Source organism: Variovorax durovernensis, assembly GCF_977011995.1.
In genome coordinates, this window is the sequence record NZ_CDRNCW010000001.1 from 5898627 (window position 1) to 5911372 (window position 12746).

Here is a 12746-nt window from a genome sequence, read left to right on the forward strand (position 1 = left end):
GCAACCGCATCAACTGCGATAGCGGCTCGGGTTAGCCCCCGCCATCTTCTTCATCAGGCGCCGCAACGCGGTGGCGTCCTGGTAGCCCACCGCGCCGGCTACCTGCTCGACCGTCATGCGGCTGGTTTCGAGCAGCGCGCGGGCACGCCGCAGCCGCACGCTCTGCACCAGCGCCTGTGTGCTCTTGCCGGTGGCCTTGCGGATGTGGCGTGAGAGCGTGCGCTCCGACATGCAGAACTCGCGCGCCAGCGCGCTGACGGCCGGTGCGTCGGGCAGCGCCGACTCGACGCGCGCGGCCAGCCGCACCACCAGGTCGTTGCCGTTGGCCAGCACCTCCGGCACCACGAACGGCGCCTGGGCCTGGCGTCCGTCGATCAGCAGCATGCGCGAAACCAGGTCGGTGAGCGCACTGCCGCAGCGCTCGCGCAGCAGGTGCAGCATCAGGTCGGTCTGCGCGAATGCGGCGCCAGCGGTGACCACCGGGCCGTCGGCGCACACCATGCGGTCGGCATCGACGGTGCATTCGGGCGACATGCGCGCGAGCAGCGGCGCATACCACCATGAGGTGGTCGCGCGCCGGCCCTGAAGCAGGCCGGCCGCGTTCAGCAGGAACACGGCCGAGCAGGAGGCCGCGACCTGTCCGCCGGCCTTTGCATGCCGCACCAGGCCCGCGACTGCCTTGACTGCGTCATCGCTCCCGAGGCAGCGGCGGATGTCGCCCGGTGTGTTGAGGCCGAGCCCCGGCACCACCCAGGTCGAGCAGTCGTCGCGCGGCCGGGCGGGCAGGCGCGCGGTGTCGATGGTCATGCCAGCCTGCAGCGGCACCGGGCCGCCCTGCACCGAACATGGCCGCCAGCGCGGCGGCGCCACGCCGGCACGCGGCGCCAATGCCTGCGCGGCACCGAGGATGTCGAGCGTGACCGCGACGCTGGAGTTGAAGGCGCCGGGCAGCACCAGGATCGTGAAGTCGTGCATTTGGGCGGCTGTCTGATTCAGCCCTTAAACAGTCAAATTGGACACTGCCATTCTGTGGTCGCGAAGGGCCCAATACAAGCATGCCGGACACCCTGGCGAAGATGCGACGAGGAGACACCCACGATGACAACCGCTACCCGCCCCCTGACCGAAGACGACCCGCTCGACGATTTCGCCGCGCGCCAGACCACGCTCGACGGCGTCGAAAAGAAGGTCTACGTGCTCGGCGATGGCCCGGCCGTGATCGTGATGACCGAGATGCCCGGCATCAGCCCGCATGTGGCGCGCTTCGCACGCTGGGTGCGCGACGCGGGCTTCACCGTCTACATGCCGTCGCTGTTCGGCCGCGACGGTGCCGTGCCCGGTGCGGAAGAAGGCGTGGCCGTGTTCAGGCGCGCCTGCGTGAGCGCCGAGTTCCGCGCCTTTGCCGCCAACGAATCGAGCCCGGTCACGCAATGGCTGCGCGCGCTCGCGCGGCTCGCGCATGCCGAGTGCGGTGGCCCCGGCGTGGGCGCCATCGGCATGTGCTTCACCGGCAACTTCGCGCTGTCGATGATGCTCGAGCCCGCGATCCTCGCGCCGGTGATGTGCCAGCCTTCGCTGCCGATGGACAACCCCGCCGCCACGAACATGGCGACCGAGGAGCTGGCAGCGGTCCGCGAGCGGCTGGAGCGCGAAGACCTGACGGTCATGGCCTACCGCTTCGAAGGCGACAAGCATTGCAGGGCGCAGCGCTTCGCCGCCTTTTCCGAGGCGCTGGGCGAGCGCTTCGTGGCCCGCGTGTTGCCGGACAGCGCGGCCAACACCGACACCCCGCCCTTCTTCGCGCAGGTGGTGGCGAGCCCGCACAGCGTGGTCACGGCGCACCTGATCGACGAGGCGGGCCAGCCGACGCTTGCGGCGCGCGACGAGATCCTGGCGTTCTTCGGCAAGCGGCTGCGGCAGGGCTGAGCGGCGCCCGCGCTCTGGCAGACTGGCGCCGCAGGGGCGCGCTGTTCGCGCCCGCCAGGAGCCCTTTTCATGCCGCCGCCGAATCCAGCAGACACTGCACACACCGCGCCTCACACGCTCATCATCGACACGGACCCCGGCGCCGACGACGTGATCGCGCTGCTCTTCGCGATGGCCGCGCCCGAGCGGCTGAACATTCAGGCGCTGACCACCGTGGCCGGCAACGTGCCGCTGGCCAAGACATCCCGCAATGCGCGCCTGGCGTGCGAGTGGGCCGGGCGGCCGGACATTCCGGTCTACGCAGGCGCGCAGCGGCCGCTGAAGCGCACGCCGATCTACGCAGCCAACATCCACGGGCGCGAAGGCCTCACTGGCGTCGACGTGTACGAGCCCGCGGCACCGCTCGCGGAAGGCAACGCGGTCGATTACCTCATCCGCACCTTGCGCGCCGCGCCGGAGAAAAGCGTGACGCTCGCAATGCTCGGCCCGCAGACCAACCTTGCGCTGGCGCTCGAACAGGCACCCGACATCGTGCGCGGCCTGCGCGAACTGGTGCTGATGGCCGGCGCGCATTTCAACGGCGGCAACATCACGCCCACAGCCGAGTTCAACGTGTTCGCCGACCCGCACGCGGCCGAGGCGGTGCTCCAGAGCGGCGTACCCATCACCATGCTGCCGCTGGACGTGACGCACAAGATCCTCACGAGTGACGAGCGCATCGCGCGGCTGCGCACGCTGGGCAACCGGGCCGGCACGATCGTCGCGGACATCCTCGACGCCTATGCGCCGCAGGAAATGAAGCACTACGACATGCCCGGCGGTCCGGTGCACGACGCCACGGTCACGGCCTACCTGCTGCAACCTTCGCTCTTCACGGGCCGGCGCATCCACGTGGAGATCGACAGCCGCGAGGGCATGGGCTTCGGGCAGACGGTGGCCGACTGGTACGGCAGCCTGCGCCGGCCGGCCAACGTGAACTGGATCATCGACGGCGATGCGCAGGGCTTCTTCGACCTGCTGACGGAACACATCGCGCGGCTGCCCTGAGTCGTCTGGCGCCGCGTTTCGCGCGCTTCATCGCAATGTCGTGGAGGCCGCGCCGCAACGCGGCAACCATACGCACTCCACTGAACCCACCGAGGAGATCGCGATGCGCACCGTTTTCCGCCAGACCCTGCTGCTTGCCTCCGGCCTGCTGCTGTCCTTCCAGATCATGGCCTCCGAGGCCGGCTGGCGGCAGTCGAGCATTCCGGGGCCGACACCGGACGCCGCGCCCGTCGTGGTGGCGCTCTATTACCCGACGCAGGCCACCGCGCGCAGCATTCCGATGGGCCCGTTCACGGTGCGGGTCGCCATCCAGGCTCCGCCCGAGGACAAGTTCAAGGGGCTGATCGTGCTGAGCCACGGCATCGGCGGCACCGAGCTGGGCCACACCAGCATTGCCGAAGCGCTCGCGCGGGACGGCTACCTGGTCGCGGCGCTGCGCCACCCCGGCGACAACTGGCAGGACCATTCGCTGCTGCAGCAGGGCGCGAAGGCCTATTTCACCGAGCGGCCCCGGCAGATCTCGCACGTGATCGACGTGCTGCTGCAAGACCCGCAGTGGAAGGACCGGATCGCCCGCGACGCGGAAGGCTTCCGCGTCGGCGCGGTCGGCCACTCGGCCGGGGGCTACACGGTGCTGGCGGTGGCGGGCGGACAGGCCGACCTGTCGCGCATCGGCAAGCATTGCGAGAGCGAGGGCGCGGCCGACCCGATCTTCTGCAACGCCGGCCGCAATGCACGACCGACGGGCAGCACCGCGACGGCCGGGGCATCGACCTCGTCGCTTCTGCCCTCGCTGCGCGACCCGCGGGTGCGCGCGATCGTGGCGATGGCGCCGGCGGGCCAGCCCTTCACCGCGGCTTCGCTCGCCGGGATCCGCGTGCCCACGCGCATCTACGAGGCACAGCAAGACCGCTTCCTCGTTCCGCGCTTCCATGCCGAATGGGTGGTGCAGAACATGCCCGCGGCCGAACTCGAGCGCATTCCCAACGCCTGGCATTTCGCGTTCATGGACACGCCCAGCACCGCGATCCCGAGCGACGACGGCGACATCCGCGACGATCCGCCGGGCTTCGACCGCAAGGCACTGCTGGTGCGGCTGGGGCAGGAGATTCCGGCGTTCTTCGACAAGGCACTGTCCGCGCCCGCCAAATGAAAAAAGGGCCACGCTGCGTGCAGCGTGGCCCTTCTGGTCAGCACCGGCGGCAGCGCCGATCAGTGCTGCAGGATCTTGTTGAGGAAGTCCTTGGTGCGCGGCTGGCGGTTCTCGGGGTGGTTGAAGAACTCGTCCTTCGGGCAGTCTTCCAGGATGCGGCCGCCCACGTCGATGAAGATCACGCGGCTCGCCACCTTGCGGGCGAAGGCCATTTCGTGCGTGACCACCATCATGGTCATGCCTTCCTTGGCCAGGGCCACCATCACGTCGAGCACTTCGCCGACCATTTCGGGGTCGAGCGCCGAGGTGGGTTCGTCGAACAGCATCACGATCGGGTCCATCGACAGCGCGCGGGCAATGGCCACGCGCTGCTGCTGGCCGCCGGACAGCTGGCCCGGGAACTTGTCCTTGTGCGCCATCAGGCCCACGCGGTCGAGCATCTTCAGGCCGCGGGTCTTGGCTTCGTCGGCCGAGCGGCCCAGCACCTTGATCTGCGCGATCGTGAGGTTCTCGGTCACCGACAGGTGCGGGAACAGCTCGAAGTGCTGGAACACCATGCCGACCTTGGAGCGCAGCTTGGGCAGGTTGGTCTTGGGGTCGTGCAGCGGAATGCCGTTGACGGTGATCTCGCCCTTCTGGAAGGGCTCCAGCGCGTTCACGGTCTTGATGAGCGTGGACTTGCCGGACCCCGAGGGACCGCAGACCACGACCACGTCGCCCTTGGAGATGTTTACGGAGCAGTCGTTGAGCACCTGCACCGGGCCGTACCACTTGGATACGTTCTTGATTTCGATCATTTTTTCGGACATTTCTTTCTCTCCGGTTCAGCCACTCAATCAGCGAATGATGGCGATCTTCTTGTGCAGGCGCTTGACCAGCCAAGAAAGGGCGTAGCACATGACGAAGTAAACGACAGCCGCGAGCAGGTAGGCCTCGATCGGGCGGCCGAAGTTCTTGCCGGCCGTCTCGAAGCCCTTGAGCATGTCGTAGGCGCCGATGGCGTAGACCAGCGACGTATCCTGGAACAGGATGATGGTCTGCGTGAGCAGCACCGGCAGCATGTTGCGGAAGGCCTGCGGCAGCACCACCAGGCGCATGTTCTGGCCGTAGGTCATGCCCACGGCCTGGCCGGCGTTGATCTGGCCGCGCGGGATCGACTGGATGCCCGCGCGCATGATCTCGCTGAAGTAGGCCGCCTCGAACGCCACGAAGGTGATCACGGCCGAGATTTCGGAGCGGTAGTTGGAGCCCACCGAGCCGAACAGCGAATAGAACGACGCCGGCACCAGCAGGAAGAACCACAGGATCACCATCACCAGCGGGATGCTTCGCATGCCGTTGACGTACAGGGCCGCGGGCGCATCGAGCCATTTTTTGCCCGACAGGCGCATGAGCGCCAGGATCGTGCCGAAGACCACGCCGCCGATGGTGGCCACCACCGTCAGCATGATGCTGAAGTAGAAGCCCTTGACGACGAAGTTGCTGATGACGTCCCAGTTGTAGAAGGACAGGTCGAGATTCATGTCAGTGTCCTCCGCCGCCGCTGGCCGAGACGATGAAGCCCGGCACGCGGGTCTTCTTCTCGATGAACGCCATGAGGCGGTTGATGATGAGCGCCGAAACCACGTAGCACGCCGTCACCGCGAGGTAGACCTCGATGCCGCGCGAGGTTTCTTCCTGCGCCTGCATGGCGAACATGGTGAGCTCGGTGACCGACACGGCAAACGCCACGGACGAGTTCTTGAAGATGTTCATCGTCTCGCTCGTGAGCGGCGGGATGATGATGCGGTAGGCCATCGGCAGGATCACGTAGCGGTAGTACTGCGGGGTGGTGAAGCCCACCGCCATGCCCGCGTAGCGCTGGCCCTTGGGCAGCGCCTGGATGCCCGAGCGCACCTGCTCTGCGATACGTGCCGACGTGAAGAAGCCCAGTGCCAGCACCACGAGGATGAAGCTCGGCACGCCCTTCATGACGGGGATGAGCGCCGGGATCACGTGGTACCAGAGGAAGATCTGCACCAGCAGCGGGATGTTGCGGAACAGCTCCACCCATGCATTGCCCAGCCGCACCAGCCACGGGCTGTCGGGCAGCGTGCGGATGATGCCGACCAGCGAGCCCAGCACCAGCGCCACGATCAGCGCCAGCAGTGCCACCGACACGGTCCAGCCCCAGGCCGACAGCATCCATTGCAGGTAGGTCGGATAGTCCCCCCCGGGGTCTTGCAGGAATACCTGCCAATCCCAGTTGCCCATTTGTATTTACTCCTTCTTCACCGTCTCTTCGAAAACCAGTCCCTTGAAAAGAAACGCCCACCGCGAAAGGTGGGCGTCATCACGCAGCGACGCGGCGTTTATTCCTTGGTGACGTAGTCTTCAGCAGGCTTGTCGTTCGGGTTGGCCCAGGCGTTCTTGGTGGCTTCGCCCAGCGGCAGGCCGATGGTCACGCCTGCCGGGGGAATCGGCTTCAGGAACCACTTGTCGTACAGCTTGGCGAGTTCGCCGGACTTGGCCTGTGCCTTGATGCTGTCGTCCACGGCCTTCTTGAAGGCGGGGTCGTCCTTGCGGATCATGATGGCGATGGGTTCGACGGCCAGCACGTCCGGCAGGATCTTGTAGTCCTTGGGCGACTTCGACTTGGCGGCCAGGGCAGCCAGGATCGAGCCGTCCATCACGAAGGCGTCGGCACGGCCGGTTTCCAGCAGCAGGAAGCTGTCGGAGTGGTCCTTGCCGTAGACCTCCTTGAAGGTCAGGTTTTCGGCGCGCTTTTGCTTGCGCACGGTCTGCAGCGGCGTGGTGCCGGTGGTGGTGGCGACCGTCTTGTCCTTCAGGTCGGCCAGCGAGTTGATGCCCGAGTTGGCCTTGACGACGATCTTGGTTTCTTCGACGTAGGTGGTCACGCCGAAAGCCACGTCCTTCTGGCGGGTGGCGTTGTTGGTGGTCGAGCCGCACTCGATGTCCACGGTGCCGTTCTGCACGAGCGGAATGCGGTTCTGCGAGGTCACGGGCTGGTACTTGACTTCGAGCTTCTTGCCGGCGGCCTTCTCGAGGTCCTTGATGATGTTGGCGCAGACGTCGTAGTGGAAGCCGGTGTACTGGCCATTGCCCAGCGTGTACGACAGGCCGGAAGATTCGCGCACGCCTTCGGTGATGACGCCGGAAGCCTTGATCTTGGCCAGCGTGTCATTGGCTTGCGCCATCGCGCCACCGGCTGCCAGCGCCGCGATTGCCAATGCCAATACTTGTTTTTTCATACGGAAAACTCCTGAGGGTGACTGAAACAGATACAACGAAATTCTAGACATTCACATTTTGCGTGATACCCGGACCAACCCGGTGCGTTCGGTTACACGCTGCACCGCTAGTGCGCATGGGGGCGCCAGCCTGGTGCGATCCTGCCTCCTGGCATTGTCCGACTTTCACTAAGCAGCCTTTGTGCCCGAAGCCTGGCCCGACGGCTCGGCGGCGGCTGGAACCGGTGCGGCCGTGAGGCGGACCGGCTGGGTGAGATTCTCCGGCACGAGCAGCGCCTCCATTTCGGCGCGGGTCATGATGCCCAGCGACTCGGCCACCAGGTCGATCGGCCCGCCGGTGGCGAGCGCGGTCTTGGCGATGAGCGCGGCCTTCTCGTAGCCGATGAGCGGATTGAGCGCCGTGACCAGCGTGACCGACTCGCGCACCCGCTTGGCAAGGAACTCCCGGTTGGCCTCGATGCCCTCGACGCAGTTCTTCTGCAGGGTGTTGCAGGCGCGGCTCAGGTGCTGGATGCTCTTGAAAAGGCTCCAGCCCATGATCGGCTCGAAGGCGTTGAGCTGCAGCTGGCCCGCTTCCGAGGCCATGGTGACCGTGATGTCGTTGCCGATGACCTCGAAGGCCACCTGGTTCATCACTTCCGGGATCACCGGGTTGACCTTGCCCGGCATGATCGACGAGCCCGCCTGCCGCGCCGGCAGCCGGATCTCGCCGAAACCGGCCTGCGGGCCGCTGGAGAGCAGGCGCAGGTCGTTGCAGGTCTTGCTGAGCTTGGTGGCCACGCGCTTGAGCACGCCCGACAGCTGCACGAAGGCGCCCGTGTCCTGCGTGGCTTCGATGAGGTTGGCTGCCTGCTTGAGCGGCACGCCGGTCTGCTCGGCCAGGTACTGGCATGCGAGGTTGGCATAGCCGTGCGGCGCGTTGATGCCGGTGCCGATGGCGGTGGCGCCGAGGTTGATTTCCTCGATCAGGGCGCGCGCCTCGCCGAGCCGCTCCTCGTCTTCCCCGATCATGATGGCGTAGGTCAGGAACTCCTGGCCCAGCGTCATGGGCACCGCGTCCTGCAGCTGGGTGCGGCCGATCTTGAGGATGTCCTTGAATTCGAGCGCCTTGGCCTCGAAGGCGCGGCGCAGCGAAGCCATCGACTCCAGCAGCCTGCCGATGGCGAACCACAGCGCCAGCCGCACGGCCGTGGGGTACACGTCGTTGGTGCTCTGCGAGGCGTTGACGTGGTCGTTCGGGTGCAGCACGTCGTAGCGCGCCTTCTCGTGGCCCAGCTTTTCCAGCGCGAGGTTGCAGATGACCTCGTTGGCGTTCATGTTGGTCGAGGTGCCCGCGCCGCCCTGGATGACGTCGACCACGAACTCGTCGAGCAGCTTGCCGTCGATGATGTCCTCGCAGGCCAGGATGATGGCGGCGGCGCGGTCGCGGTCGATGGCGCCGAGGTCGGCATTGGCGCGGGTGGCGGCCTTCTTCACGTAGGCCAGCGCGCGCACCAGGTCGGGCATGGCCGAGATGCGGGTGCCGGAGATGGCGAAGTTCTCGACCGCCCTCGCCGTGTGCACGCCCCAGTAGGCGGCGGCGGGAATCTGCTTCTCGCCGAGGAAGTCGTGTTCGGTCCTGAAATTGGTGCTCATACAGGTTCCTCGGCTAAAAAAAAGCACGCGTGTGGCGCGTGCCGGAAAGGTTGCTTGTGACAGCGGCGTTAAAAAACTGCCGCGACTGTAGTGGCCCGCGCCCCGCCGTGCCAATGCCGTTTGCGGGGCGGTTCATGCGCGTCATTTATAGATTGTGCGGTGCACAAAAACTCTGTCAGCGCGGCGGCTGGGTGCCGACCAGGTAAGACCACAGCGCATCGGCCGTGCCCTTGGGCTGCAGGCTGTCGAGCGACGACGCCTTGGCGGCGCGGCCGGAAGCGCCCTTGACCGGCGCCGGCGCGCTCGGCCGCTCGCGGTAGGCGCGGATTTCCATCGTCGCCTCGAGGCTGTCGATCTCAGGCGGCAGCGCGCTCACCAGCTTGCGCGCCTTGATCTCCTTGCGCACCGCGCTCTGCGGCAGGAAGGCAATGCCGTGGCCCTCGAGCGCCATCACCTTCAGGCCTTCGGCCATGTCGGTTTCATAGACGCGGTCGAGGTGGATGGCCGTGCCCGACTCCTTCAGCAGCTGGTCGACGACGCGACCCAGGTAGGCGCCCGGCGCATAGCCCAGGTACGGCAGCGGCTGGCCCGGGCGGCCCGGCAGCCGGTAGCGCGGCGCGCCGTCGGCATCGGCCTTGACCCAGGGGGCGACGGTTTCCTCGCCCAGGCTGACCATCTCGTACTTGTTGGCGTCGAGCTGCAGCGGCTGCGACGGGTGGTGGTAGGCGATCAGCAGGTCGCAGCTGCCCTCGACCAGCCGCAGCACCGCGTCATGTACGTTGAGCGCGATCAGCCGGCTCTTCATGGGGCCGAAGTGCTCGCGCAGCGACGTGACCCAGGCCGGGAAGAAGGTGAAGGCCAGCGTGTGCGGCACCGCGAACTCGATCACGTCCTGCCCGGCGGCCGAGTGGCCGCGCAGCATGGCGCGCGTGCTCTGCAATGACTGCAGCATCTCGATGGCCTGGCTGTAGAGCGTCTGGCCTGCGGGCGTGAGGCGCGTCGGGTACGAGCTGCGGTCGACCAGGTCGGTGCCGGCCCAGCCTTCGAGCGCCTGGATGCGGCGCGAGAACGCCGGCTGGGTTACATGCCTCAACTGGGCCGAACGGCTGAAGCTGCGGGTCTCAGCCAGGCTGATGAAGTCTTCGAGCCACTTTGTTTCCATACGCGGCGATTATGCGAGCGCCGCGCCATACTGGGCGCCCCCTCCTTTTCCCGCACTCGCCATGCCTCCAGCCGACCTGCTCGAACTCAGCGCCACCGAACTCTCCCGCCGCATCGCCGCGCGCGACGTGTCCTGCCGCGAGGTGATGGCCGCCTCGCTGGCGCGCATCGAGGCGCTGAATCCGCGCTTCAACGCCATCGTGTCGCTGCGCGATCCGGCGCAGTCGCTGGCCGAGGCCGACGAGCGCGATGCCGAGCTGGCGCGCGGCGAACGGCGCGGCTGGATGCACGGCTTTCCGCTCGCGGTGAAAGACCTGAGCCACGCCACCGGGCTGCCGACCTCGATGGGCTCGCCGCTGTCGCCGCGCTCGCCGGCGCGCACCGACAGCCTGCACGTGGCCCGCGCCAGGGCGGCCGGCGCCATCGTCATCGGCAAGACCAACACGCCCGAGTTCGGGCTCGGCTCGCACACCTACAACCCGGTGTTCGGCATCACGCGCAACGCCTACGCGCCCGAGCGCAGCGCGGGCGGCAGCAGCGGCGGCGCGGCCGTGGCGCTGGCCCTGGGCATGGTGCCCGTGGCCGACGGCAGCGACATGATGGGCTCGCTGCGCAACCCGGCCGCCTTCAACAACGTGATCGGCATGCGGCCGTCGCGCGGACGCGTGCCCGGCGACCCCGAGCAGGAGCTGTTCTTCCAGCAACTGGGCATCGAAGGCCCGATGGCGCGCACCGTGGAAGACGCGGCGCGGCTGCTGGCGGTGCAGTCGGGCTTCGACGGCCGGGTGCCGCTGTCGTCGCCGCACGCCCTGCCCTCGCCCGACGCGCTGCAGCTCGACGGCGACGGCAAGGGCCTGCGCATCGGCTGGCTGGGCAGCATCTGGCCCGACCTGCCGCTGGCGCCCGGCGTGCGCGAGCTCGGCGAAAAGGCGCTCGGCACCTTCCGCGACATCGGCTGCGAAGTCGAGCCCTGCACGCTCGACGTGCCGCGCGAGCACAACTGGAGTGCCTGGCTGCGGCAACTGCTGGTGGGCGGCAAGCTGGGCGCCTACCTGAGCGACCCGAAGCTGTTCGCGCAGCTCAAGCCCGAGGCGCAATGGGAAATAGAGCAGAGCCGGCACCTGGACGCGGCCTCGCTGTACCAGGCCTCGAATTACCGCTCGAACGTGTACCGCGCGTTTCTCAAGCTGTTCGAGCGCTTCGATTTCGTGCTGGCGCCGACGGCGCAGGTGTTTCCATTCGATGCCGAGCTGCACTGGCCGGCCGAGGTGGGCGGCGTGAAGAGCGACACGTACCACCGGTGGATGGAGATCGTCACGCCGTTCACGCTGGCGGGGCTGCCGACGCTGAATGTGCGAGCCGGCTTCGGGGAAGGTGGCTTGCCGATGGGCATTCAGCTCGCCGGGCCGATCCATTCGGATCTCGATGTGCTGCGGCTGGGGCATGCCTATGACCTGGCCTGCGGCTGGGGCGCACACCGCCCGCCGGTATTGGCTTGACTCCCTCCCCCTCTGGGGGAGGGCGGGGGTGGGGGCAAGCGGCGCTCATTGCGAGCGCCCTGCCCGCCCCCATCCCAACCTTCCCCCAGAGGGGGAAGGAGCAAGACATCAGACGGGCGTAAGAACGCCGCGCCCCGCGAAGTGCCCTTCGGCATTCGCAAGGAAATGATCGACCGACTTCTGCGTCGCCTCGGGCGACCATCCGGCCATGTGCGGCGTCAGCAGCACGTTGTCCAGGCCGATCAGCTGCTCCGGCCGCTTCGGCTCGCTCTCGTACACGTCGAGGCCAGCTCCGGCAATGCGGTTCTCGCGCAGCGCCGCGGCCAGCGCCTCGGTGTCGACCACGCTGCCGCGGCCGATGCTCACCAGGTAGCCCTGCGACCCCAGCGCGTCGAGCACTTCGGCATTGACCAGGTGCTTCGTTGCCGGCCCGCCCGGCGCGGCCAGCACCAGGAAGTCTGCCCATGCCGCCAGCGACTTCAGGTCGTCGAAGTAGCGCTGTGTCGCGCCTTCGCGCGGCTTGCGGTTGTGATAGCCGACCTCCATGTCGAAGGCCGCCGCCCGCTTGGCGATCTTCTGGCCGATGGTGCCCAACCCAAGGATGCCCAGCTTCTTGCCCGACACGTTCGGCGGCTGCGGAATGGCTTCGCGCCACACGCCTTCGCGGCACAGCCGGTCGAGCTTGCGGAACTCGCGCACGATGCCGATCAGCAGGCCGAAGGCGTGGTCGGCCACGCAGTCGTCGTTGGTGCCGGCGCCGTTGGCCGTCACGATGCCGCGCGCTCGCGTTACCTCGAGCGGCACGCCTTCGTAGCCCGCGCCCAGGCAGCAGATCAGCTCCACCGCGGGCAGGGCCGCGATTTCCTCGGGCGTGATGCCGATGACGCCGATGGTCAGCACCGCGCGGAATTTCTTGCCGTGCTCGGCGATGGCGGCCGCGCGCTGGGCCGCGCCGAAGGCGTAGGTCACGTCGTAGACCTCGCCGATCTGGGCCTGGTGGGCGCTCGAGAGGCTGTTGAGCACCAGCAGGGGAATCTTGGTCGACACGTCTGAACTCCTGAGATCGATAAAAAG

Annotated in this window: 12 protein-coding genes; 4 read left to right on the forward strand and 8 right to left on the reverse strand. The window is 67.4% G+C overall.

Annotated features, from left to right (window positions below; all coding sequences use genetic code 11):
- Positions 1-9: 9 nt before the first annotated feature.
- Positions 10-975, reverse strand: coding sequence for a GlxA family transcriptional regulator (locus ACWV14_RS27940; RefSeq protein WP_454904807.1), 966 nt, complete (start codon positions 973-975; stop codon positions 10-12).
- A 123-nt stretch (positions 976-1098) separates the two neighbouring features.
- Between ACWV14_RS27940 and ACWV14_RS27945 the strand changes: the two genes are divergently transcribed.
- The 3 genes from ACWV14_RS27945 to ACWV14_RS27955 all read left to right on the forward strand — a co-directional run bounded on the left by ACWV14_RS27945 (position 1099) and on the right by ACWV14_RS27955 (position 4126).
- On the forward strand, positions 1099-1926 hold the full coding sequence (locus tag ACWV14_RS27945) for a dienelactone hydrolase family protein (protein ID WP_454904809.1): 828 nt from the start codon (positions 1099-1101) through the stop codon (positions 1924-1926).
- A 69-nt stretch (positions 1927-1995) separates the two neighbouring features.
- The gene (locus ACWV14_RS27950; RefSeq protein WP_454904811.1) at positions 1996-2973 is read left to right on the forward strand and encodes a nucleoside hydrolase; all 978 of its coding nucleotides are present in this window, start codon (positions 1996-1998) and stop codon (positions 2971-2973) included.
- 103 nt (positions 2974-3076) lie between these two features.
- A complete protein-coding gene (locus tag ACWV14_RS27955; protein ID WP_454904812.1) occupies positions 3077-4126 on the forward strand; it encodes an alpha/beta hydrolase family protein in 1050 nt (349 codons plus the stop codon).
- A gap of 59 nt (positions 4127-4185) precedes the next feature.
- Here the strand turns inward: ACWV14_RS27955 and ACWV14_RS27960 are convergent, their stop codons facing one another.
- The 6 genes from ACWV14_RS27960 to ACWV14_RS27985 form a co-directional block, all read right to left on the reverse strand.
- Positions 4186-4923, reverse strand: a complete 738-nt coding sequence (locus ACWV14_RS27960) for an amino acid ABC transporter ATP-binding protein (RefSeq protein WP_454906097.1) — start codon at positions 4921-4923, stop codon at positions 4186-4188.
- 39 nt (positions 4924-4962) lie between these two features.
- On the reverse strand, positions 4963-5649 hold the full coding sequence (locus tag ACWV14_RS27965; RefSeq protein WP_130427494.1) for an amino acid ABC transporter permease: 687 nt from the start codon (positions 5647-5649) through the stop codon (positions 4963-4965).
- A gap of 1 nt (position 5650) precedes the next feature.
- Positions 5651-6379, reverse strand: a complete 729-nt coding sequence (locus ACWV14_RS27970) for an amino acid ABC transporter permease (RefSeq protein WP_454904815.1) — start codon at positions 6377-6379, stop codon at positions 5651-5653.
- Positions 6380-6477: 98 nt separating this feature from the next.
- Positions 6478-7377, reverse strand: coding sequence for an amino acid ABC transporter substrate-binding protein (locus tag ACWV14_RS27975; protein WP_454904817.1), 900 nt, complete (start codon positions 7375-7377; stop codon positions 6478-6480).
- Positions 7378-7545: 168 nt separating this feature from the next.
- Positions 7546-9012 carry an aspartate ammonia-lyase gene (locus ACWV14_RS27980; RefSeq protein WP_454904819.1) on the reverse strand — a complete coding sequence of 489 codons (1467 nt, stop codon included), beginning with the start codon at positions 9010-9012 and terminating at the stop codon, positions 7546-7548.
- Between the two features lie 175 nt (positions 9013-9187).
- Positions 9188-10174, reverse strand: a complete 987-nt coding sequence (locus ACWV14_RS27985) for a LysR substrate-binding domain-containing protein (protein ID WP_454904821.1) — start codon at positions 10172-10174, stop codon at positions 9188-9190.
- Between the two features lie 61 nt (positions 10175-10235).
- Here ACWV14_RS27985 and ACWV14_RS27990 point away from each other — a divergent pair, with 61 nt between their 5' ends.
- Positions 10236-11672 (forward strand): amidase, encoded by a 1437-nt coding sequence (locus ACWV14_RS27990; RefSeq protein ID WP_454904823.1) that lies wholly within the window; start codon positions 10236-10238, stop codon positions 11670-11672.
- 108 nt (positions 11673-11780) lie between these two features.
- Here ACWV14_RS27990 and ACWV14_RS27995 read toward each other — a convergent pair whose 3' ends face one another.
- Entirely contained in the window at positions 11781-12719 is a 939-nt protein-coding gene (locus ACWV14_RS27995; protein WP_454904825.1) for a 2-hydroxyacid dehydrogenase, read from the reverse strand.
- Positions 12720-12746 lie beyond the last annotated feature (27 nt).